Annotated in this window: 28 protein-coding genes and 1 pseudogene; all 29 read right to left on the minus strand. The window is 52.8% G+C overall.

Translation table 11 applies throughout. The features are described from left to right. Positions 1-344: 344 nt before the first annotated feature. The 29 genes and pseudogenes from RTN40_RS05400 to RTN40_RS05535 all read right to left on the minus strand — a co-directional run bounded on the left by RTN40_RS05400 (position 345) and on the right by RTN40_RS05535 (position 18,790). Positions 345-1,022, minus strand: coding sequence for a phage tail protein (locus tag RTN40_RS05400; RefSeq protein WP_312227553.1), 678 nt, complete (start codon positions 1,020-1,022; stop codon positions 345-347). After that, on the minus strand, positions 1,022-2,440 hold the full coding sequence (locus RTN40_RS05405; RefSeq protein ID WP_312227554.1) for a packaged DNA stabilization protein: 1,419 nt from the start codon (positions 2,438-2,440) through the stop codon (positions 1,022-1,024). Before RTN40_RS05405 ends, RTN40_RS05400 begins: the two co-directional genes overlap by 1 nt. After that, positions 2,406-2,915, minus strand: coding sequence for a packaged DNA stabilization gp4 family protein (locus tag RTN40_RS05410; protein ID WP_312227649.1), 510 nt, complete (start codon positions 2,913-2,915; stop codon positions 2,406-2,408). Before RTN40_RS05410 ends, RTN40_RS05405 begins: the two co-directional genes overlap by 35 nt. After that, the gene (locus RTN40_RS05415) at positions 2,851-3,123 is read right to left on the minus strand and encodes a hypothetical protein (RefSeq protein ID WP_312227555.1); all 273 of its coding nucleotides are present in this window, start codon (positions 3,121-3,123) and stop codon (positions 2,851-2,853) included. The genes RTN40_RS05410 and RTN40_RS05415 overlap by 65 nt, the downstream gene beginning before the upstream one ends. 39 nt (positions 3,124-3,162) lie before the next feature. Further along, entirely contained in the window at positions 3,163-4,467 is a 1,305-nt protein-coding gene (locus tag RTN40_RS05420) for a P22 phage major capsid protein family protein (protein WP_312227556.1), read from the minus strand. After that, positions 4,467-5,375 carry a scaffolding protein gene (locus tag RTN40_RS05425; RefSeq protein ID WP_312227557.1) on the minus strand — a complete coding sequence of 303 codons (909 nt, stop codon included), beginning with the start codon at positions 5,373-5,375 and terminating at the stop codon, positions 4,467-4,469. The genes RTN40_RS05420 and RTN40_RS05425 overlap by 1 nt, the downstream gene beginning before the upstream one ends. Positions 5,376-5,388: 13 nt before the next feature. Continuing rightward, complete coding sequence (locus RTN40_RS05430; protein WP_312227558.1) at positions 5,389-7,572, minus strand: portal protein; 2,184 nt, start codon at positions 7,570-7,572, stop codon at positions 5,389-5,391. Further along, positions 7,573-7,878, minus strand: a complete 306-nt coding sequence (locus RTN40_RS05435; protein WP_312227559.1) for a hypothetical protein — start codon at positions 7,876-7,878, stop codon at positions 7,573-7,575. Continuing rightward, positions 7,868-9,031 (minus strand): terminase large subunit domain-containing protein, encoded by a 1,164-nt coding sequence (locus RTN40_RS05440; RefSeq protein ID WP_312227560.1) that lies wholly within the window; start codon positions 9,029-9,031, stop codon positions 7,868-7,870. Before RTN40_RS05440 ends, RTN40_RS05435 begins: the two co-directional genes overlap by 11 nt. Further along, the gene (locus RTN40_RS05445; RefSeq protein WP_312227561.1) at positions 9,000-9,497 is read right to left on the minus strand and encodes a terminase small subunit; all 498 of its coding nucleotides are present in this window, start codon (positions 9,495-9,497) and stop codon (positions 9,000-9,002) included. The genes RTN40_RS05440 and RTN40_RS05445 overlap by 32 nt, the downstream gene beginning before the upstream one ends. Positions 9,498-9,548: 51 nt before the next feature. Beyond that, the gene (locus RTN40_RS05450) at positions 9,549-9,815 is read right to left on the minus strand and encodes a hypothetical protein (RefSeq protein ID WP_312227562.1); all 267 of its coding nucleotides are present in this window, start codon (positions 9,813-9,815) and stop codon (positions 9,549-9,551) included. 12 nt (positions 9,816-9,827) lie between these two features. Continuing rightward, on the minus strand, positions 9,828-10,514 hold the full coding sequence (locus RTN40_RS05455) for a hypothetical protein (protein WP_312227563.1): 687 nt from the start codon (positions 10,512-10,514) through the stop codon (positions 9,828-9,830). Between the two features lie 52 nt (positions 10,515-10,566). After that, positions 10,567-10,800: a hypothetical protein gene (locus RTN40_RS05460; RefSeq protein ID WP_312227564.1), complete on the minus strand. Its 234-nt coding sequence runs from the start codon at positions 10,798-10,800 to the stop codon at positions 10,567-10,569. A gap of 53 nt (positions 10,801-10,853) precedes the next feature. Next, positions 10,854-11,069, minus strand: a complete 216-nt coding sequence (locus RTN40_RS05465) for a hypothetical protein (protein ID WP_312227565.1) — start codon at positions 11,067-11,069, stop codon at positions 10,854-10,856. 129 nt (positions 11,070-11,198) lie between these two features. Next, positions 11,199-11,492: a hypothetical protein gene (locus tag RTN40_RS05470; RefSeq protein WP_312227566.1), complete on the minus strand. Its 294-nt coding sequence runs from the start codon at positions 11,490-11,492 to the stop codon at positions 11,199-11,201. Continuing rightward, entirely contained in the window at positions 11,489-11,830 is a 342-nt protein-coding gene (locus RTN40_RS05475; protein WP_312227567.1) for a hypothetical protein, read from the minus strand. The genes RTN40_RS05470 and RTN40_RS05475 overlap by 4 nt, the downstream gene beginning before the upstream one ends. Next, positions 11,824-12,375, minus strand: a complete 552-nt coding sequence (locus tag RTN40_RS05480) for a putative peptidoglycan-binding domain-containing protein (protein WP_312227568.1) — start codon at positions 12,373-12,375, stop codon at positions 11,824-11,826. The genes RTN40_RS05475 and RTN40_RS05480 overlap by 7 nt, the downstream gene beginning before the upstream one ends. Further along, positions 12,372-12,638 carry a hypothetical protein gene (locus RTN40_RS05485; RefSeq protein ID WP_312227569.1) on the minus strand — a complete coding sequence of 89 codons (267 nt, stop codon included), beginning with the start codon at positions 12,636-12,638 and terminating at the stop codon, positions 12,372-12,374. The genes RTN40_RS05480 and RTN40_RS05485 overlap by 4 nt, the downstream gene beginning before the upstream one ends. Positions 12,639-12,640: 2 nt before the next feature. Continuing rightward, positions 12,641-13,048, minus strand: a complete 408-nt coding sequence (locus tag RTN40_RS05490) for a hypothetical protein (RefSeq protein ID WP_312227570.1) — start codon at positions 13,046-13,048, stop codon at positions 12,641-12,643. Between the two features lie 191 nt (positions 13,049-13,239). Continuing rightward, the gene (locus tag RTN40_RS05495; RefSeq protein WP_312227571.1) at positions 13,240-13,929 is read right to left on the minus strand and encodes a bacteriophage antitermination protein Q; all 690 of its coding nucleotides are present in this window, start codon (positions 13,927-13,929) and stop codon (positions 13,240-13,242) included. Continuing rightward, positions 13,926-14,084: a hypothetical protein gene (locus RTN40_RS05500; RefSeq protein WP_312227572.1), complete on the minus strand. Its 159-nt coding sequence runs from the start codon at positions 14,082-14,084 to the stop codon at positions 13,926-13,928. The genes RTN40_RS05495 and RTN40_RS05500 overlap by 4 nt, the downstream gene beginning before the upstream one ends. 264 nt (positions 14,085-14,348) lie before the next feature. Next, on the minus strand, positions 14,349-14,810 hold the full coding sequence (locus RTN40_RS05505) for a hypothetical protein (RefSeq protein ID WP_312227573.1): 462 nt from the start codon (positions 14,808-14,810) through the stop codon (positions 14,349-14,351). Further along, positions 14,810-15,472 (minus strand): metallophosphoesterase, encoded by a 663-nt coding sequence (locus RTN40_RS05510; protein ID WP_312227574.1) that lies wholly within the window; start codon positions 15,470-15,472, stop codon positions 14,810-14,812. The genes RTN40_RS05505 and RTN40_RS05510 overlap by 1 nt, the downstream gene beginning before the upstream one ends. Then, positions 15,469-15,636 (minus strand): NinE family protein, encoded by a 168-nt coding sequence (locus tag RTN40_RS05515; RefSeq protein WP_312227650.1) that lies wholly within the window; start codon positions 15,634-15,636, stop codon positions 15,469-15,471. The genes RTN40_RS05510 and RTN40_RS05515 overlap by 4 nt, the downstream gene beginning before the upstream one ends. Further along, positions 15,636-16,007 carry an HNH endonuclease gene (locus RTN40_RS05520; protein WP_312227575.1) on the minus strand — a complete coding sequence of 124 codons (372 nt, stop codon included), beginning with the start codon at positions 16,005-16,007 and terminating at the stop codon, positions 15,636-15,638. Before RTN40_RS05520 ends, RTN40_RS05515 begins: the two co-directional genes overlap by 1 nt. A gap of 24 nt (positions 16,008-16,031) precedes the next feature. Next, positions 16,032-16,223 (minus strand): annotated as a pseudogene (locus RTN40_RS20990) (NUMOD4 domain-containing protein); the annotation flags it as partial. Further along, positions 16,210-16,641 carry a hypothetical protein gene (locus RTN40_RS05525; RefSeq protein ID WP_312227576.1) on the minus strand — a complete coding sequence of 144 codons (432 nt, stop codon included), beginning with the start codon at positions 16,639-16,641 and terminating at the stop codon, positions 16,210-16,212. The gene RTN40_RS05525 and the pseudogene RTN40_RS20990, both read right to left, overlap by 14 nt. Before the next feature lie 523 nt (positions 16,642-17,164). After that, positions 17,165-18,103, minus strand: a complete 939-nt coding sequence (locus RTN40_RS05530; RefSeq protein WP_312227577.1) for a hypothetical protein — start codon at positions 18,101-18,103, stop codon at positions 17,165-17,167. Between the two features lie 9 nt (positions 18,104-18,112). Continuing rightward, positions 18,113-18,790, minus strand: a complete 678-nt coding sequence (locus RTN40_RS05535; RefSeq protein ID WP_312227578.1) for a DNA cytosine methyltransferase — start codon at positions 18,788-18,790, stop codon at positions 18,113-18,115. Between the last annotated feature and the right edge of the window lie 46 nt (positions 18,791-18,836).

Below are 18,836 nucleotides of genomic sequence, written 5' to 3' on the forward strand. Positions count from 1 at the left end.
AATTAATTCGCCGCTCGTGTTGTCAATATATTCGACAACACCGCGCCATCGTTCGGAGAAACCAAACTTACGCGCCAGGTTGCACACATGCTTGTGCTCGATTCGCACGGGGGCGTGTATTTCCCGGTTACCAATTAGACCCAGAATGTCGCGCACAGCCTCTCTGCATCTGTGCCGCTCTCCGGGCTTCATCGCCATGTGCAAATCCACCCTCTCGCCAAAATCAAGACACACAAATATGGCAACACCATTCCACAGCAGGTAATCACCTTCTGTTTCAGGCCACGACGGCACTCCCCACAGCCTCATAAGCTGTGATCCAGTAACTTTGTCTATGCTGGTCATTAGTTGATTAGTCCGTGCGCCCTGGCCATGTCCTCAAGTGCCTTAATTCGCTGCCTCGCCTGAACAAGCCCCGTAGCGATAGCGTTAATCTCTGCCTGGCTGTAGGTGGCGCTGGCGCTGTAGGTCTGGCTGGCATTAAAAGAGGCAAGAAGTGCGGATCCTGTTGCCGGAGTCCATCCTGTCTGGCGAGCGCCGACGACCTTTGTCCCGTTCACAGACAGCGACGTCGTCACTGAGACTGGCGATGATATTGACTGAATGGCTGTTGCTTTCTTAGATACATAGTCAGTCTGAAGGTTGTCTATGTCATTTTCCGCTGCTGCGACTGCCGACTGAATGTTGATCACCTCATCAAGCAGGAAATCGACATCGCTACGGAGTGTTACAATCTTTCCTTCAGCTGTTGTAACCCTGACCTCAACCAATGCAATTGCACTGGTGTTAGCTGATATCCTGCCTTCGTGATCATCCAGTTGCTCATCCTGCTCATCGTTTTTTACCTGAGCATCGTAGGCGCCTAAACCTGCCTGATTTGCTTTCTCTGCAACGCCAGTCAAGTCCTGCGACTGAGTAAGGATGTGGATCTCATATGCCCGTGAAAGGCCCGAAGGAAGCGATGCGGCAGAAAGATTTGCGGCATTCAAACTAACAGGGTTTTTAAGGGAGTCGTCAGCCATTACTCAACCCTCACCTGGCACCCCGACAGAGTCACCGGCGTATTAGTTATGACCCGTATCTTGAAAGCGATATTTTTCCTGATCCTGCCCACCCGCTTCCAGATGACTCTCCTGTCATATCGGAAGGGCTTATCCCAGTGGAGCAACTTCTCTTCTCCATGGGTAACTCCGTCGGCGGTTGCAGAGATAAATATTTTTTGCGCCATCTGTGCCGCGCCGGTCACCGCCTCTAATTCGAGGTCAAACACCCGTGCGTTATCTGCCTTGAACATGGGCGTGTAGAGCAAATGCTCCTGTGGTACGTCGTACTGACTGGACAGGTTAAAGTTAACCTGCCCAACATACGGAGATGATTTATCACCACACGAGATGTCATTCCCCTCGTAAGCGAAATCAATAGCCCTGTAAACGTCGTCATTGAGGCCCGTCTTCAAAATCGTCCATTGTGGCCCGTTCTGGCTGGCTGAGGCATCAAAAATAAGCACATGCCTTGGAAGGTGAACCATCAACAACTCGTGAGAGTCAAACCTTAATGGTTCAAGTACACCCCGGGATAACTCAGAAAGAGAGTAGCTGCGGAGAATTTTCTCTACCGTTGCTGTTGCGATGGTTTTTACCTGCCCGCTCCCCATCAGATAAATAGAAGGTGAGCCAGTGGCGGGATGGCTGATTATTGCAAAGTCGTCCATGAAACTGCACTTGCAGTACGTCCCCGCTATTCCTTTGGGCACGAAATACGCCGGATTGTTGACATACACAGCAGCGCCAGCGCCACTATTTCCCGTCAGTGCGAAAAACTCCGTAGTGTTTGTGCCAAAGCAGACCACAAAGTCCCGCCATACATCCAGACCAACTATGCCATCTGACTGAGACTCCGCTCGGTATTCAGCACTATAGCGATCTGGCTTAGTCTCATCTTCAAGGTCAGAGATAAAGAACGAATCAGACCCTTTTTTTGCCCAAATATATCGGCCTCTGACTCTTACGATATCGCTTGCAGAGCCAATATCGTACCTGGCGTAACCTGATGACTCGGGCCAGTTATCTATTACTGACACGCCACCGTCATACTTAAACTGTGTAACACGACCCTCGATAATGACCGCGTGGCTTACGCGTGAGTGAGCCATGCTTACCCTGCCCGTCCCTGACACAGGAGCAACTTCATAGCCAGCCCGGTATAACCGATTACCGCACACCCTGTAGACGGCGTCCTGAGTGGTGTTGTATTTAACCCCTCTTGAAGCGCCGTCCACAAAGGTTCTCAACTGGATCCCTGGAAACGACCGCAGATACCCATTGCTATCCAGAATCTCTTTTGGCGTAGCCAGCATGTTCACCGGAAGGTAATCGACATAGTCAGCGCTAAACCTGTCTTTTGCATTACCCTTCATCAGAGGGAGTTGAACTATCGGCATCTTTCTTTTCCCGTCTGTGGTAGAAGTTGATATTACTCAGCGTAGCGCCGCGATTTCCGGAACCTACTGGCATGCGATTGGGGTAACAGATGCGGCCTGAGCTTTCTGCCCGGGTCAGTGCGGTGGATTTGTAGAGCAACTCCTTGCCATTCCGGGCGCTCATCACTATTTTGGCTGATGGCTCGACTGCATAATCAGGGGCAATTCTCACGGCTAGATTGAAAACGACTGCGCTCACTTTTGATGATCGCATGCCGTGCTCGTCACCGGTCGCCGGGGGATTTTCATCAGAGGAGAAAACGTAACCGGTGATAATGCCTGCGCCGTCCTGATACCACTCCGCCATCATCATTTCGAGGTCATTAACAGCATCTTCGACTGACTGCGGCTCTACATCGGTTAGGGTTGCATCAGACGCTATTCCCAGCTTCCGAAGCGCCGCCAGAACTAGATCGCCCTTCGTCGACATGTCCATCATCTACCTCTTCAGCCGCTTCGGCGTTGGTCTTACGGGTGCGCTTGATTTTGGTCTGCTCAGCCTTCTGGGCATGAACATCGTCAGGGTGCTTGTGCCAGCCATCAGCAAGATGCTCCTGAACTTCATCATCTTTCACGACGATGGTTTTGTACTGCTTGCCCCAGATGCGCGTTCCCTTGCCTTCTTTGTAAAGCATTGTGCTCATGACTTTCTCCAGTAAGAAAGGGGCCGAAGCCCCTTATCATCAGCCTTCAATGGCGGTTGCTACATCCTGATTCGCCAAACCAACACCGATAGCTTCCGGTCGCACAGCGGTAGACTTGTACCACAGCGCGATACGGCACTTCCCGCTGAAGGTGGAGATATCACCCTGGAAGGCGATAACGCCGTTCAGGCCGGTACCCGGAATGCTGAACGCCTCGGACTTCATGCCAGCAAAGAGGTTATGGTTCAGCGGGATCGGCTGCGATACCAGGCGGATAGAGTCATCAGCCCAGAACACGTTGGTCGGCGCGGTGTCGGTGTTCAGCACGTTGATTGCCGCACCGGCTGCCAGCGAGGTATTAACGTTCGCATAGGCACGCTCAGCAGCGGTCAGCGAGGTGTCGTCCAGTGCGATCGGCTTCGGCGTTATGGTGATAGCATTGCCGTTCACGGCTACGACGGAGAATGTCGCGTCCTGTACCAGAACGTTCTTCGCCATCTGCGCCAGGAACTTGACGCCAGCGAAGGAGATCTTATCGCCGCGCTTAAAGCCAGTGCCGGAGCTAACATTCACCGTAGCGAAGCGGTTATCCACGTTTTCACGGGAAGCGTCTTCGTTGAGGCGCCATGACTGCGGCTTGAACTTCTGCGCACCTGAAACGGTAACGCCGGTAGCGGTGGAGCCAAACAGAGTAGGAAGTTTAGGCGAGCGCAGAACATCATTGAAGCCAGCAACCTGCTTCTGAATGACGCCTTTGGTATAGGCATCATCCTGAATGCGGCCGTAGAAGTCCTTTCCAGCCAGATCGCGACCTGCGCCACGGTAGTCATTGGCGTTAAAGAAGAAGCTCAGCCCAGCGTCGCGGTTAAGCTCACGGGAGAACATTAGTGATTCTGCTTCAGAGATGAAGTCCCAGCCAGTGTTGGCATTGCCGATTGGCCCGGTGCTGGTAACAACCAGCGACCCCATCTCTGCCGCTGTGTTAGCGATCTCTTTCTCAACGTTGTTTGCCAGCTTCTTAGCGGAAGCGGCAATGCGGCGACGATAAGTGGTTTCGTCACGAACATCATCGGCGCGAATGTCGAAGAAGTCGTTGTCCGGGTCGTCGAGCGTCACTTTTACGTTCAACTCCAGCAGATCGGTTTCCTTGTCGGTCAGGTCCCAGCCGCGCTGAGTTGGTGCTTCCTGCTCGACAGGCATCCAGATCGTGTTGTCACCACGCTGCATTTCACGGCCCGGCGGCGAGTATTTACTGACTTTGCCAACCATCGGCATCATGTTCTGCATTGTTTCGATAACCTCGTCTACTGCGAGAGTTACCATCTGACCTTCATTAAGAGCCATTATTTGATTCCTTTAAGCTGAGCCTTGTACTTGCGATAAGCATCCGTGTCGCCTTTCTTCGCTGCTTCATCCATCTTCTTCTGAATGGCTGATACGTTCGCGGCGGCAACACTTCCCTGCACAGGCTCATCTGCCTGAGGGGCGTTAGATCTCGCATTAGCACGAGGCTTGAGAGTTAATTGTTCAGATAACCTGGTAAGTTCGATGAGCGCACGCTGACCGTCCAGCGCTAAGATGCGGCGTAATTTCTCCGGGTTTGAACCCAGGTGATAGATGATCGCTGCCGACTTCTCAGGGAAGAGGTCCATAATGGTTGTGTCCACATCTGGCGGGACAGCCTGGCGGAACACTTCCTCTTTCTCCTGATAATCAGGCAGGTTTAATTTCTCTGCCGTATCATAGTGCTTACGTACTGCCTCAACGATTTGTGCTGAATGTCGGGTAAACTCCTGAGTCTTGCGTCCCTGCTCTGCTACTGCATTGCTGCGCGCATCCTGCGCCTTGAGCAGCCATTCGTTATTAGCCTGCGTGAATGCAGCCTGTGCGCGATTGGTGTCCCATCCATACTTCTCCAGAGCTTCATCAGAGAAATATTCACTGGCGTTGGGTTGAGGAGGTAACTCAGGGTTTACCCGCAGGTCTTCCGGAATTTCTCCGCGCTGCACGGCCTCTGCCCGCTGCTCAAGCTCACGCTGACGCTTGCGCTCAAGGCGGCGCTGTGCAAATTGCGCATTGACTGCCGGATCCTGCTTAGGTTTGGTCTCATCGTCCTTCAGGACAATCTCGAAGCCCTCATCGTGCGCACCATCATCACTGGCATGTGACGCTGTATCGACTGCGGATGCCGCCGCATTATCGACGTGCACGGGTGAGTCTTCAGTTACCTGAATTTCGGTGGTGTCGGTCATGATTAACTCTCTCTTATTGAGGTGTCTCGGCTACGCCGCCGGAGGGTGAAGTTTGTCTCTGCGATTGCAGGATGCTGGCAACGTCCATGCGCTGGGTGTGCGCCTGACTGTTGCCCTTAAGGATTAACTCAGCATTAGCGCGTGCATCATTGCTGCTCTGTTGCTGGAATTTGGAGATGGTTTCGAGCGCCTGGCGGAATTCCTTCTGCTTATCCAGGTCAACGCCGTTGAGGATTTCGGCAATCTTAGCTGCTGCCAACTGGTTCTGGGCTTCAACCTTGGCCGCTTCAACTGCGATCTTCTTGTCCTCGTTCTGTGCTTTGATTAGCTCTGCCTGTCCTGCCATGTACTGGCCTTGGGCAACTAGCATCTCTGGATTAGGTTGCTGCTGTTGCTGCTGCGCCTCAGCAACCCACCGCTCTTCTTCAGGCGTCTCCGGATCCTTAGCACCAAGTATTACCAGTTGCTTATTCGCATAGTCTCTAAGCAGCTCAACACCCTTGCCATCAAGCAGCGAGTAGTACTGAAGTTTTAACAACTGGTATTCTGCTGGGTCTACCTGTGGATCTGTCTTGCTGAGTAACTCCAGAATTTCAGCACGGTTCTGCTCTTTCATCGACTGGAACGACGGCCCAACATCGGTATAGCACTCATAGCGGCCACGGATATCGTTCAGCGTAACGACTGTGCCGGTCTGGAGGTCTAGCTCCTGTGAATAGAGCTGAACCTCCTTCTCGCTGCCGTCTTCCAGCGTCATGGTGACATTGCGCGGCACGTCGTAGATATCACTGACCATCGCAGCGTAAATCTCGCCGTCACGACGCATAGCCGTAGCAAGGTTGTCCTGAAACACATAGGTGTCCAGGTCGGCACGCATGTTGATCTGGTTGACCGTTTCGAAAGCTACCTGCTGACCGCCGATGTCATTCGCATCAAGGCCAACACTGGATGTTAGCTCAACGGCATTGGTGGCCGCTTCCAGCATGTAGGCATTAGCCTGAGGGACCTGCACAGGCTGGTCTACATATATCGGATTAGGCGGCAGGTCGTTACCGTTCTCATCAGTACGATTCAGCAACTTGTATCGATACGCATTGCCGCTATCGTGCATTTGCTCATACCCTGCCACCTGCTCAGGATAGAAGTAAGGCACTTTCTGCGGCTTCTCTGCCACAATGTCAGCATTGAACGACATAATCATGTTACGCAGGCGCTGGCCGTCTTTGGTGCCACGTACAATGCCCTCGTAAACTTCCTTGTCGCCAGCAAACGCCCACTCGCCATACACTGGCACAACAGGGATATGCTCGCCAGCAATGCGCTCACGGTCTTTAAGGATTTCGGTCATGGTGATGAGGCTTTTGTAGACCCGGCGGCGCTTAACCTTGCGCTCGCCAATCTTCTCCATGCCCTTTTCAGCCAGCTCATCGATAACGTCTTTGATATCGGCTTTGAAGTAGCTAACCGGCTCACCTGTCAGCGGATCCTGATAGATATATACCGTCTCTTTCTTCTCCTCCACCTCGTAGTATTCGCCGACATAGAATGTCTCGCTGGTTGCCCAGGGGAATATCCAGTTGGAGGAAGGAGACTGAAAGGTCGGATAGTCATCGGCGTCAAGACCATGCTCTTCAGCAAATGCATCCCAGCCGTCTTTACTCATCGCGCTGATGATCGTGCAGTGCAGCGCATCGCTCTTGTCTAGCTGCTTGGCGTTGCTGTCCCACACTACATGAGAACACGCCTCGTGAATCGGAACACGCCGGATAATCTGGTTATTGCTGGTAGGGTTCTGGTCTTCGTACTCCGTAATCAGGCGCCAGGCACCAACGCCCGCCTCTATCTGCTCACGCACTGCGACGTTGACAGCGATCTTCGCAGTGTTATGGCGCATATCTGTGCGGTACATCCCCATCAGGATGTCAGCAGCGTCAGGGCTGGCTCCGTCTTTCGGCTTATACAGCACATCTACTGGATTCTTACGCATCTCAGCAACGAGCTTGCGAACCTTCGGCTTAACAACGTCGAACTGTCCGCGATACTGAAGCGTTGTGTAGTCGCTCAGCCAGTCATCCCATTGTGAAACTCGGGAGAAGAATAGGTCGTTGCTTGCCTCTGTCCTGGCCTCGTCGCTTGCCGACCAGTCCCGGTCAAACTTCCGGAGAATGGTCTGCAATTTCTCATTGGTATCGGCCATTTATCTACTCCGGGGGATTGGGCGAATTGGTGCAGGTATTACTTTTTCTTTAACGATGCCAATATCGCCGTAGCGCTTGGCAAATCGCCGCATCATGTAGGCATAACGAGTAGCGTCGAGGAGGTCATCACGGGTCTTCACGATGCGCCCCTTGTCGTCACGATGATAGAAGTTGAATTCTTCGAACCAGTCACGCAGACCGGCAAACACTTTGAATCGACCTGAACTCATCAGGTCGTGAAGCTCAAATAGTCCGGCCTCAACTGACCTTGAACCGTCAGGCCACTGAGCAGGCTCAGGAAGCATCAGGAAGCATCAGGAAGCCAGCGTCGGCATAGTAGGACTTCTGCTGCAGTCCGCTACCTTTCTCCGTCTGTAGGCCATCCTGGGGCCATGAGGTAGGCACACGATTAGCCCATGCCTTAGTAGCGCCCCACGCTTCAGCAGGAGAAGTCTTGCTGGCCTTCCAGGCTTTGGTGACGTAGAAGGTCTCGCTGTCCATGTCGATAGCAAGTTGCACGCGGCTTTGCGGGTGGTCCCAGCCGAAGTCCATGCCGTCGATAACCATGTAATGCTTCGGTATCGGGAATGGCTCGCAGGTGATCCGATCTTCGCTGAAGTCAAATATCCGCCCCTGCCCGAGCATTGGTATGCCCTTCGTACGCATATCGCGCTGATGGGGCGGGTATGATTCCAGGAGGCTACGCTTGGTCTCTTCGGTAAGGTGCGGCGCGTCATCCCATCCAACGTTCATGCAAAATTGCGAGTCGGCAGGGTCGTCTAATAGCTTGATAACTAGCTCTGTGCGTCCGTTCTCCGGGGTAAACGTCAGAATACCACGCCCGCCTCGGCCTTTATCGCCTGTGGCGGTACGGGTAAGAACCTGAGGATAGATCGTCTGGTCTTCTGGCTCTTCATCGATGTGGAACCAGTCGATGTCATCCCCCATCAGGGCGTGCTGCCCCTGTGTGTAAGACCAGAATTGCACTTTACTGAGGTCGCCGCTGCTATGCCGGATGTAAGCTGAGCGTACGGCGTTTGGTGTGCCAGTCATTGGCTCAGTAGATACGATGCGATCTGCAGGTATGAGTCCGCCACTGAACTCACCGTTAACCTTCTTGCCAAGGATTGCAGCCTGCAACAGGTCTCGGCACTTCTCGCCAGAATAACCAAGGCACCACATTAGCGGCGCATGGTCGAACCTGTGCCCTTCCCAGCCTTCCGGGTACTCACCAAGCAGATGGATGGCATCGATGTACGTTGCCGTGTCAGTCTTGCCTACACGGTTAGCAGCGATGAGTGCGCATTGCCTGAACTCTGCGGTCTTAGATATGAATTTGCGCTGCCATGGGTAACGAGTTTCGAAATAATTCCGGTACCGGTACACCTCAGCGCGGCGGGCTTTCTCTTCCAGCAGACGGATTAACTCAAGCTTCTCCTCGCGATTCAGATTGTGCATTTACAAGCCTCGCGAGTTTTGCGTTCAGTTCTTCGTCTGACATGGTTTCGATGGTGCCTGAGTGCTCTACTTTGTCAGTGAACAGCTTCAGGTGCTTACCAAGCAGTTCGTAGCCTTTCAGTGCTGCATTTGCGTCGTACTTGTAGACTGGCGACATGATGCCATCAGGTCCTTCAACCATTACCGGCTCGCCGCGTTTGTCGTAAACCTGCTCAGCCTGCTCGCACCGACGGATATTTTTAATCACACCTTCGATCACAAACTCTGCGCTAAGTCCTACCGCGGCGTTACGCTCTTTAGCTAATTCGGATATGCGATCGCGGATGTACGGCTTTGACAAGTTTTCGCTAGCTATCTGGCGACATGACTTTTCACTGTACCCTGCCCTGCTTGCTGCCTGAGTGCCATTGAGATCAACAACGTACTCCTGACAGAATCGCTCTTGTTGCTCTGTGAGTTCTGCCATCTTATTTCTCCATTATCATTATCGAGCACCCCTTGAGATGCTCTGTAATGATCACTTCAGCAGTGAATACTCTTTGGTGAAGTCTTTCGCTTCGACGTAGTACGGCTGGCCGTCAACCGACTCTACGTAGTAGCCGCCCTCTTTCGGCTTGTTCTGGCTCATGAACTCAGCCGACACCTGAAACTGCGGGTAGGATTCGTCTTCCGGAGTGAGATATGCAGCGCCGTCCGGATCCTGATGGATTTCTTTAATCTTCAGAGCGCGGACTTGATGGTCTTTGCCTTTGTACAGCGGCAACTGGTAACGTTTGATGGACATCGTTGTTTCCTCTTAGCTTCCGATAACGAACATGCTGAAATTAGTGTTTGCCGGTGCGTCTGCGTAAGGGCTTCCGTTTAATAACAGCGTTCCGACGGATTGTTTTACTATGACTTTGCAGCCAGTTGCGGTGATATCCGAAGCCTGTCCGATGACCATTTGGTTTCCGTTCCAGATTGGGTCCGGCTTAACCTGGGGCGGCGAGGTGTATTTCTTTGCAAAGACGATAGAAACAGCAGTGCCAGCCGTGACAACCTTCCCGGATACCGTTTCAAAATAGACTGGCGTCGCATTTGTTCCTGCCGGGCCTTGAGGTCCCGTAGCCCCCTGGGGACCTGTAGAACCAGTATCACCCTTATCGCCTTTTGGCCCTTGCGCACCGGCTGCACCCTGTGGTCCGGTAGGGCCTTGCGGGCCAACAGGGCCTGTAGCGCCTTGGGGGATGGTTAGGTTGAGAATTTGACTCGGAGCTTCACCAGTTACGCTTGCTGCTGCCTGGGTGGCAGGCTGCCCTGTGATTACTGTCCCAATAGACAAAGCGTTAGGGGATGGAGACTGTCCGTCTGCGCCTTTAGGGATGGCGAGGTTTAGTTTCTGCTTCGGTGCATCGCCAGTAATAGACGCGCCTGCGCCCTGATCTGGCTGGTTAGTTACCACCTTGCCGATCTCAAGCTCGGTAGTGGTCACCTTGTCTGTCATTACACGCTGCGGTGGAGAGAAGCCGTCTTGCGGAAAGAGTCCCATAGTCGCCTCACGTGATGATTATTTTCGCTTCGCCGCCTGATGATCGTCCCCACATCTGCTGAGGAGGGGTTACGCCTAGCCATTTTGGTGATGAAACCGGATGGCCCTGAATGTTGCCGGGAGGCTTAGTTGGGGAGTCGCGGAACCAGGCGGTACCGCTTATTACCTGGATAGAAACACTTTGAGTGCCATCGGTAATCTGCTTCCACTCAGTGGTTAGCGTTTCGTCTTTAGATGCCATGACATTCTCCTTTAACCATTATCGAAGCTGCTCGTGAACAGCCTCTGTAATGGCTACTTCTTGCTCATGATGCTCTTGATGTCTTCCATCGCCTTGTTGAGGCTGTTCAGGTGATCATCCCGAAGTTTACTGATGGAGCGGAGGTGCTCTTCATTGAGGCGCTGAATCTCTTTGAGGTGCTCCCGGTCTCTGTACTGCATCCGGAGATTCCAGAAGAGCACGCCCAGGCCAAACGCTGCAGCGATATTCCATAGCGTGTAGAAGCTCACTTTGTTTCCTTCTCGCAGCGTGCCTGGCGGGTTTCGTTGTGCGTCAGGATTTGCCGCTTAGCCTGAGGTGACAGGTTGGTGATGTCGCTGTCAGTGAGGTAGATGTAAGAGGTCCAGTCGCAGCCGGTATCAATCACCTTCGCCGGGCGGTAATCGCCATTTGTTCCGCAGGCGACTATCGACATCACTATCAGACATGCGAATAACGTTTTCTGAAACATCTTTTGCCTCACTGGCTGACTGCTGACGCGATTCGGATGTCTTCTTGATATCGTCGAGCATCGCTTTGGTTTCACGCTCAGTAGACGCCTTCTCAGCGGAGGACTTCCCTTTCAGGTGGCCGATACCGAAAAAGGCCGCGGCGAAAGCGATAATCGCTCCGATCACCGTTACGACTCCAAACGGGTTGAGGAACTCGCTCATAGCCTGCGCTCCATCTGGCGTTTCTCTTCCAGCAATTTGCGCTGCCTGATGAACTGAGATACTACTCCGAGCATTACCAGCGCGGGTCCGATGTAGGAAAGCCATTCCGGCGGGATGAGGCTCTTAATCTCTTCAGGGAGTGAGTTCCAAGCGCTCAGCAGTGTATCCGGCGCACTCATCAGGAAAACCATCAGCGTTGCGCCTGCGGTGCTCAGCCATACCGACCAGGCTTTAAACAGAATTTTGGCGTGGGCGACAAACTCCAGCTTAGTGAAGCGCTGCAGCAACAGGACAGCAATCACGATCAGTGCGATGATGAATAGCCATGTCATTAGCATTCGACACGCTCCAGCCATCCGTAGATGAATGCCTCGTTAGCCGGGCGGGATTCTGCCAACTCAAGATAGCGGGCACCCTGACTACAGTTGAGCGCCTTAACCAGTGCCTGCTCTCCTTTCTTACCGCGTAATGCGATGAAGCTTTTCAGGGCGGAGATAGTGCGCGGGCCAATCATACCGTCGGCAGTCAGGTCAGGATAAAGCTTGCCCTGGTTGTTGAGAGCGGTAAGCCAGCGTTGCAGGAACTTAGCCGGTACAGATGGCCCCATGTTTACGCCAGTATCGAAGCACTCAATGGCGACAGCCTGAGAAACCTCAGCAATCTGATCGAAGCGCGGGCCAGTCCAGTAGTCAGCCTCATAAATAGCGACGGCTGTGTTGCGCGGGAGGTACCGCATATCGCCAGTGTAACCATGAGCGCGGGCAACCTTTTGAGTGATTCCCCACATCGTTGCGCCGCCGATGTCGTTAGGGTTATTTGAGTAACCACCCTCTTTGCCAATGGTCTGGTCAATCGCTTTATTGACCGCATCAACATTAGTCATTTCGGATCACCTTGCTCAGTGGCTTTAAGTTCTTTGGCGGTTTGCTCAGGAAGGGTGTCGAGCTTCTTCTGTATCTCGTCTACTTTCTTATCACGCTGCTCCGTGCGCTGCAGGCTTTCAGCCCGGAACATGAAGTAGCCTGATGTGACGCCACCGACATATATACCGAACGACGCGATGAGGATAATTACCCACATTTGCCAGTGCCTGTACCAGGGCTTGTCAGTCTCTTTATCTGGTATTTGATTTGCAGTGCCTGTCATATTTATGTCCTCATCGTGGCACGCAAGTGAGCCACCTCGGAGGCTAGCTCTTTGTTGGTTTCGGTGAGGCGGCCTACCTGAATTGAAAGAAGCTCATTTTGCTCTTTCAGGTTTTGCAATTGCTGCTCAATGATTTGTAGCTTTGCGTTTGATACAGATAGTTCGCGGAAATAATTCCTGATCTCTTCGTCGCGGTCCTTAATTTGAGACCGCAACTCGCTGTTTTCCTTCTCCAGGCGATCAAGCCCTCTCTCCTGACGGTCAAGCATGTCAATCTGCTGAGCGTCATTTGCATTGCGAGCTTTATTGCTTACCCAGAATCGGCTGAAAGCCATGAATCCAGCGACAGCTGAGGCTAAAGAGCTACCAGCGCCGATCAGGAATTCCTTTGTGATGAACTCAAACGCCATGAGGCCGTCTCCGGCTGCCCGGAACATTCCGGCCTGCTGTAATAAAAAAGCGCCGGTATCGAGAGGGGGAAAGTTATCTCGGGCGCAAAACAAAAAGCCAGCTCGAAGGCTGGCAGAGGGAGTGTTTTTGTATTGTTTTGCCAAATGCGTAAAGTTGGCAGGATATCAAACTTTCACTAAAAGTAACCCATTTAGTTCGGTTTTGCAATACTTGATGCGGAATTTGTCGCCTTTTGTTGTGAACGTGATCGCGAAGCTGAATGCAAAGCGCCTTTATCGAGCCGGATAAATGAGTTTTTCATCTCCTGCCAGTGAGGCTGATATGTTTCGCTCCAGGTGGACTTACTCACGCCGACCAGTTGCGCCAGCTCCTGACACTCATATGTCTCTTTACCTGCCAGATCCTGCTTCACATCCTGCGCGGCCAGCCAGATAAGCGCCTTCATCCGGTTAAGCGTTTTGTTTGCAATTTTACGAGTGCCCAGGTATTCGCTGAACTGCTGCCACGCCCATTGGGTAATTGCCACCTGGTGCGTGAATGCGGTGTCTTCGCTATAGCTCCACAGAATCCACGCCTTCTGGTGCTCATCAAGCGCCAGCACAGCTCGACGCCATGAGGCAGTGCAGAACTCGACAGGTTGAACCAGCGCGATAGAGGAGCCTTTAGCGTGCGACTGCTTGCCGGGGATCGGCGGGTTATCCAGAGTAATCATTTTCCCGCTTACCTCATCCAGGACTTTTATCTTCTTCCGCTTATGCGTACCGGTGTCGAACTGCGCATTCTCCAGCCATGCCATGAGCTGCCCCTTTGTTGCCCCGCTCAGGTCGGCGGTGGCAGTGATGAGTTGCTGGCGTACGTATTCCAGATATTGAGCCGTCATGCTGTCTCTCCTGCCTTATGCTTTCTCTCTGCCTTGCGGCGCTCACTGTTGCGGATAATCTGCTGTGCTGTGCCACCGGGGCCGTGTCGGTTGATGTCGAATCCGGCGCGGAGGATGGATTCGCGCTGGTAGCGCTCGATGTCAGGGCGGTTCATTTCTGCCACCTGATTGCTGCGTCGAGTTCAGTCTGTGAGAAGGAGAGCAGCTTACGGCGCTCTTCCTCTGTGAGATTTCGGATACCCATCAACTGGATTCCAGCAGGCGTGCGAACCGCATGGACATTCTTGGACCGGTACCAATTAAGTAGCGCCAGTGCGTTTTGAGTACTCATTGCGACACCCTCCGGCTATACAGGAAGTCACGACACACTAGCGCGGCGATGAGGGCCACGTAGCCGATGCAGTAAATGGTTTCGATGCTCATGCTGCCTCTCCCATACGCAAGGTAATGCTCTGCTGATACCAGTCAGGTGCGGTGAACTCGATGCGGCCAAGAATGCCGGTGATGCGGAGAGCTTTCAGTCTTACCAACTCCTGCTTGTAGTGCTGGTACATCTCCTCTTTCTGCCACGGCTTAATCTTCATTGGGTGCAGCGCGGCGCGGGCCACCTGCTCAACCGTCATCACGCCGTATTCATACTCAGCGTGGCGGGCGAACTGGATCGGCTCCTCACCTAAACGACGATGACAGCCAACACAGTGGGCCAGCGCGTTATATGGATGCCAGCGGGTCGCTGCATGGCGGCGTCCGTTAATATGGGAGCAATGAAGAGATGCGCGGTTTGTATTGAAATCACGACCACAACTTTCACAGCACCAGTTAGCACGTTCGCGAACCAGCTCAGAAAAAATGGCGTCGTATTTATCACGTTTAAGAGCCATTACTCGCCTCCCTGCAACTGAACAAGAGTGAGGTTTCCGCAGAATACGGCACCGGTATCTATATACATCTGGTTGGCATATTTGAGCGGGTTACGCGCCGGGGTATGCCCGAAAATAAACAGATCGGCACCAGTGATTTCGCTTATCTTGCCATCCATCGCATCGCTGACACGCTCACGATTCCAGATGACCATTTCCTCAGGAACCGGCTTATCGAATGCGTATTCATCGTGTGGATAGTCTGCATGGCAGATGACTACCTTCCGGTATCCGGACACCAGTTCGATGATCAACGGCAGTTGAGCCGCTTTGAAAACCAGAGCCTTTGCCAGCACCTCTTTTTCGTAGTCGAGATAGAAGAACCAGCTCCCGCCGTTAGCTATCCAGTGGTTAACGTTGCCGTGTTCTGACAGGCCATCAATCATCATCTGCTCATGATTACCGCGCACAGCCCGGAACCACGGTTGATTGATCAGGTCCAGGCACTCTACGTTTTCGGTGCCTCGGTCAACCAGGTCGCCAACGGAGATGAGCAGGTCTTTATCAGCCTCAAAGCCAACCTCATCAAGACGGTTCATCAGATTGGTGTAGCAGCCGTGCAGGTCGCCAACGACCCAGATATTGCGCCAGTCAGCGCCATTGATACGTTGATAGATGCTCATGCTGTTTTCCTTCTGGCAGCCAGACGCGCCCAGCGGGAGTCCCACAGGCTCGCGGTGTAGTTTTTAAGAGTTGGGATTTCCGACTGCAGCGGAGAAGGCTTACGCTTCTCTTTGCGCACGCGGTAGATATGGCGATCGATGAGGCGAGCGAGAGGGCTATGCATCATGCCTCCTGCTTATCGCGCAGCTGCTGATATTCGCAGTGACTAATCGAGGGACAGTAGCTCCATTGCATACCCCTATGCTCACTCTGCCGCCCATTAATTGAGGCATGCACCAGTGCAGGGTTGCATCCGTAATGCTTGGTGGACTGCATTGAAGGGAACCAATACCCGAACCCGTCACGCTCGGCGATAACAGGCGTTTTATTCTTATTCGACAGGCCCGTTTCGTTGGCGTGTTTCATGTTCATCGCATGAGTGCACCACTCCAGGTTCTCTGGCAGGTTGTTATGCTTATTGCCATCAATGTGGTTAACGTGCGGGTAGTTGTTCGGGTTTGGTACAAAGGCGAGCGCCACAAATCTATGCAGCATCTCGTGCTTACCAGATAGCGACACCCTAATGTATTGCGAGGACGTACAGCCCTTAAGAATCCGGCCAGCGATAGTTCTGGTAGTCCATGTCTTCCGGTCTCTTCCGCACGTAGTCACTTTCCTTGGAAGGCTTTTAACACGCGCTAATGAGCTAACTTCAAAGCGATCTTCATATCCCGGAACCGGAATCCAAACTTCTTTTTCAAACATGATCATGTCCTTTTGCGTGATATTCGGAGTTCGCGGGGATCCGCAGCTTGATGCCGCGCTCAATGCACCAGACTTCGATGCGGCGCAGGTAGAAGGTCATCTCTTCGGTGTCGAGAAGCTTGGTGGACTTCACCATCTTGGTGACACCAAGGACGGTCACCGGCTTGGCCGGGCAAAACATGTCCTTGAGGAATTCGTGCAGGTCTTCTTCGGTGAGATTGCTGGATGAGTGCAGGTTTACTGCAGTAGCGACGTCGCCATTCCACAGCCACATAAGCGAGTTTTGTGACAGGCTGCGCTTTTCTTTCCACGGCTTGATGATTAGGCGATAGCAGTCGCCAGATTCCAGCATGGGCTGGATCTGCTGACCGATAGCGTTGAAGTTTGATTTATGCAGACGGATGCCGTCTTTTTGCAGGTTCATACGGCCTCCACACAGGAGACCGCAGAATGCAGAAAATCGCAGGTGACTTTCGCCATCTGTGACAGGAGAGATGTTGCGTTCAGTTGCGTCATAGATATGTTCTCATCTATGACACACGAGCTATGGCTGTTCGGGCCGGGGGAGTTGTTCAGACTCCATGCACAAAGTGGTTCAGACTCTGTGCATGGTAATTATAACCTACGCGTTGAAAATGCAGAAACAAAAAGGCCTCCTTAGAGGCCGGTTATGTCGATATGGGGATTTCCATATCGCTTCTATGGTAATTACGCCAAGGTTGGCAGCCTGAACCCGTTCATATCTTCGGCACGGATGGGTGGAGATAAGCAGTCAGCGAATGCCAGAGAACCGTCAAGCAGGATTATGAAGCTCCACCCCCTAAACAGACTGGCGCTACACCAATCAGCCTTTAGAGGCACGTCTGGCATATTGTCGGGAAAGACTGGGTAGTGTTCTGCAAGCCACTCCATGGCGTCGCAGCGGTTGAGGGTGTATTTGTCGTACATCACCTCACCCCCTTATGACGAAGCTGCTTATCAACCTCAACCCGCTCAGCAACCCAAGGCTCACATTCAGGGCAGTACATTACCGGACGCGGAGGATACGACATAAGTAACTCGAACGGATTCGTCTGGAGAGTGATTTCTGGATGCTTGCTACAACGTGGAATCTCCATCTTCCGTTCATCTGAGGTAACGAAGAAGCCCAAAGACTCAAACTGCTGAGTGGTTTTGTCTTTGGCCTCCTCCTGCTTCGGTGCTGATATCAAATCGAGATACGCCGCAGGCATCATCGCCCAACCATCATGCTTCGGTGCTGCGTCTAGCATTGCCTGCCAGATATCACCAGGGTTGAAGTTATGTTTTGATATCAATTCACCTCCTGCGTAATACATTGCAGACGTGTGCTTAGCAGGTACGGCAACCCAACCATCCGAAGCCGCCGGAGAGTTGAGTTGTTCGGAATTACCGAACGACTGGAGCATCTCATCTATCGCAAATTCAGCGGCATTTGAGAAAGTCGCGCCGGGTAGACGGCTACATAGCCCCTGCACTTTGTTGATGATCGCCTGTCGGTCAACTACCAGCGCTTGCTGCGCGGTAAACAGCGGCACATAGACAGCAGTATCCGTGGCTGCATCCGGCTGCTGCTCCTGCGTGTAACAGGCCCCTGTGTGGCGGTTCATGTAGCGCACAGGTTCTGCGGTGACTACCGGCGCTGGCGGCGCGGCGTAGAGCGGCGTCCATGTGGACTTTCTGCAATCATCAATCTGATAATTCAGTAATGGTCCGTCAATGGTCCCATCCGAGCAATATCTAACCCACGCCACCGGCTCCTGCCCCGCATCCCGCAGCGCCAGCACCTCACGAACGCGGATCAGCCGCTCTTCCGTGAGCGGGCCGTTGGCCGGGTGAGTGGATGGGTCTTTGGTGAAAGTATTCATGCTGCGTCCTCAATCTGGTTTAAGCATGGAGAATGCTGCCGCTGCCACGATTGGAATTTGTGCATTTCCAATGGCTCTGTATCTATCCATCCTAAAGGGAACCCCATCAACCAAGATTGGTTCTGGGGAGTAGGAATCCCAAACACCATGGTGAAGTTCCTTGCTGACTCCCACTTTTGCATTGATGCTGCCGAGTAATTCGCTTTCGTCGTCGGTGTATGCAAGTAACCAAAATCTTTCCCGTATATGGTCTGCACCCAAGTCTTTCGCGGAGAGATTAATCGCTCGGGCTTTGTAATCCATTCCAAGAAGGTCGCTTGCTGCGCTTTCGATTGCACCTCTGGAGACATTTTCTGCAAAGACAAACTTTGGTCTAACTTCAGAGATAATTCTTCGCATCTCTGGCCACATATTTTCTGCTGTGATTCTTCCTCTTGATGCCTTGCTAAATGCCTGGCACGGGAATCCTCCAGAAATGACATCAACAATTCCTCGCCACGGTTTGCCGTCAAAACTGCGCACGTCAGACCAAATCGGGAAAGGTCGGAGAATTCCATCGTTTTGTCGTTGCGCGAGAACTTGTGCTGCGTAGGCATCACGTTCAACTGCGCAAACTGTTCGCCATCCAAGGAGGTGCCCACCGAGTATTCCTCCGCCAGCGCCTGCGAAAAGAGCCAACTCATTCACATTTCCCTCCCAAAGACTCCACCTTAGTGATGATGCCAGCGCAGTA

The organism is Pseudescherichia sp. (assembly GCF_031987975.1).
GTDB lineage: Bacteria > Pseudomonadota > Gammaproteobacteria > Enterobacterales > Enterobacteriaceae > Pseudescherichia.

Coding starts and splice junctions, on each gene's coding strand:
- RTN40_RS05400 (WP_312227553.1), bottom strand. CDS start 1,022: ATGGCTGACGACTCCCTTAAAAACCCTGTTAGTTTGAATGCCGCAAAT.
- RTN40_RS05405 (WP_312227554.1), bottom strand. CDS start 2,440: ATGCCGATAGTTCAACTCCCTCTGATGAAGGGTAATGCAAAAGACAGG.
- RTN40_RS05410 (WP_312227649.1), bottom strand. CDS start 2,915: ATGGACATGTCGACGAAGGGCGATCTAGTTCTGGCGGCGCTTCGGAAG.
- RTN40_RS05415 (WP_312227555.1), bottom strand. CDS start 3,123: ATGAGCACAATGCTTTACAAAGAAGGCAAGGGAACGCGCATCTGGGGC.
- RTN40_RS05420 (WP_312227556.1), bottom strand. CDS start 4,467: ATGGCTCTTAATGAAGGTCAGATGGTAACTCTCGCAGTAGACGAGGTT.
- RTN40_RS05425 (WP_312227557.1), bottom strand. CDS start 5,375: ATGACCGACACCACCGAAATTCAGGTAACTGAAGACTCACCCGTGCAC.
- RTN40_RS05430 (WP_312227558.1), bottom strand. CDS start 7,572: ATGGCCGATACCAATGAGAAATTGCAGACCATTCTCCGGAAGTTTGAC.
- RTN40_RS05435 (WP_312227559.1), bottom strand. CDS start 7,878: ATGCTTCCTGAGCCTGCTCAGTGGCCTGACGGTTCAAGGTCAGTTGAG.
- RTN40_RS05440 (WP_312227560.1), bottom strand. CDS start 9,031: ATGCACAATCTGAATCGCGAGGAGAAGCTTGAGTTAATCCGTCTGCTG.
- RTN40_RS05445 (WP_312227561.1), bottom strand. CDS start 9,497: ATGGCAGAACTCACAGAGCAACAAGAGCGATTCTGTCAGGAGTACGTT.
- RTN40_RS05450 (WP_312227562.1), bottom strand. CDS start 9,815: ATGTCCATCAAACGTTACCAGTTGCCGCTGTACAAAGGCAAAGACCAT.
- RTN40_RS05455 (WP_312227563.1), bottom strand. CDS start 10,514: ATGACAGACAAGGTGACCACTACCGAGCTTGAGATCGGCAAGGTGGTA.
- RTN40_RS05460 (WP_312227564.1), bottom strand. CDS start 10,800: ATGGCATCTAAAGACGAAACGCTAACCACTGAGTGGAAGCAGATTACC.
- RTN40_RS05470 (WP_312227566.1), bottom strand. CDS start 11,492: ATGAGCGAGTTCCTCAACCCGTTTGGAGTCGTAACGGTGATCGGAGCG.
- RTN40_RS05475 (WP_312227567.1), bottom strand. CDS start 11,830: ATGCTAATGACATGGCTATTCATCATCGCACTGATCGTGATTGCTGTC.
- RTN40_RS05480 (WP_312227568.1), bottom strand. CDS start 12,375: ATGACTAATGTTGATGCGGTCAATAAAGCGATTGACCAGACCATTGGC.
- RTN40_RS05485 (WP_312227569.1), bottom strand. CDS start 12,638: ATGACAGGCACTGCAAATCAAATACCAGATAAAGAGACTGACAAGCCC.
- RTN40_RS05490 (WP_312227570.1), bottom strand. CDS start 13,048: ATGGCGTTTGAGTTCATCACAAAGGAATTCCTGATCGGCGCTGGTAGC.
- RTN40_RS05495 (WP_312227571.1), bottom strand. CDS start 13,929: ATGACGGCTCAATATCTGGAATACGTACGCCAGCAACTCATCACTGCC.
- RTN40_RS05500 (WP_312227572.1), bottom strand. CDS start 14,084: ATGAACCGCCCTGACATCGAGCGCTACCAGCGCGAATCCATCCTCCGC.
- RTN40_RS05505 (WP_312227573.1), bottom strand. CDS start 14,810: ATGGCTCTTAAACGTGATAAATACGACGCCATTTTTTCTGAGCTGGTT.
- RTN40_RS05510 (WP_312227574.1), bottom strand. CDS start 15,472: ATGAGCATCTATCAACGTATCAATGGCGCTGACTGGCGCAATATCTGG.
- RTN40_RS05515 (WP_312227650.1), bottom strand. CDS start 15,636: ATGCATAGCCCTCTCGCTCGCCTCATCGATCGCCATATCTACCGCGTG.
- RTN40_RS05520 (WP_312227575.1), bottom strand. CDS start 16,007: ATGCTGCATAGATTTGTGGCGCTCGCCTTTGTACCAAACCCGAACAAC.
- RTN40_RS05525 (WP_312227576.1), bottom strand. CDS start 16,641: ATGAACCTGCAAAAAGACGGCATCCGTCTGCATAAATCAAACTTCAAC.
- RTN40_RS05530 (WP_312227577.1), bottom strand. CDS start 18,103: ATGAATACTTTCACCAAAGACCCATCCACTCACCCGGCCAACGGCCCG.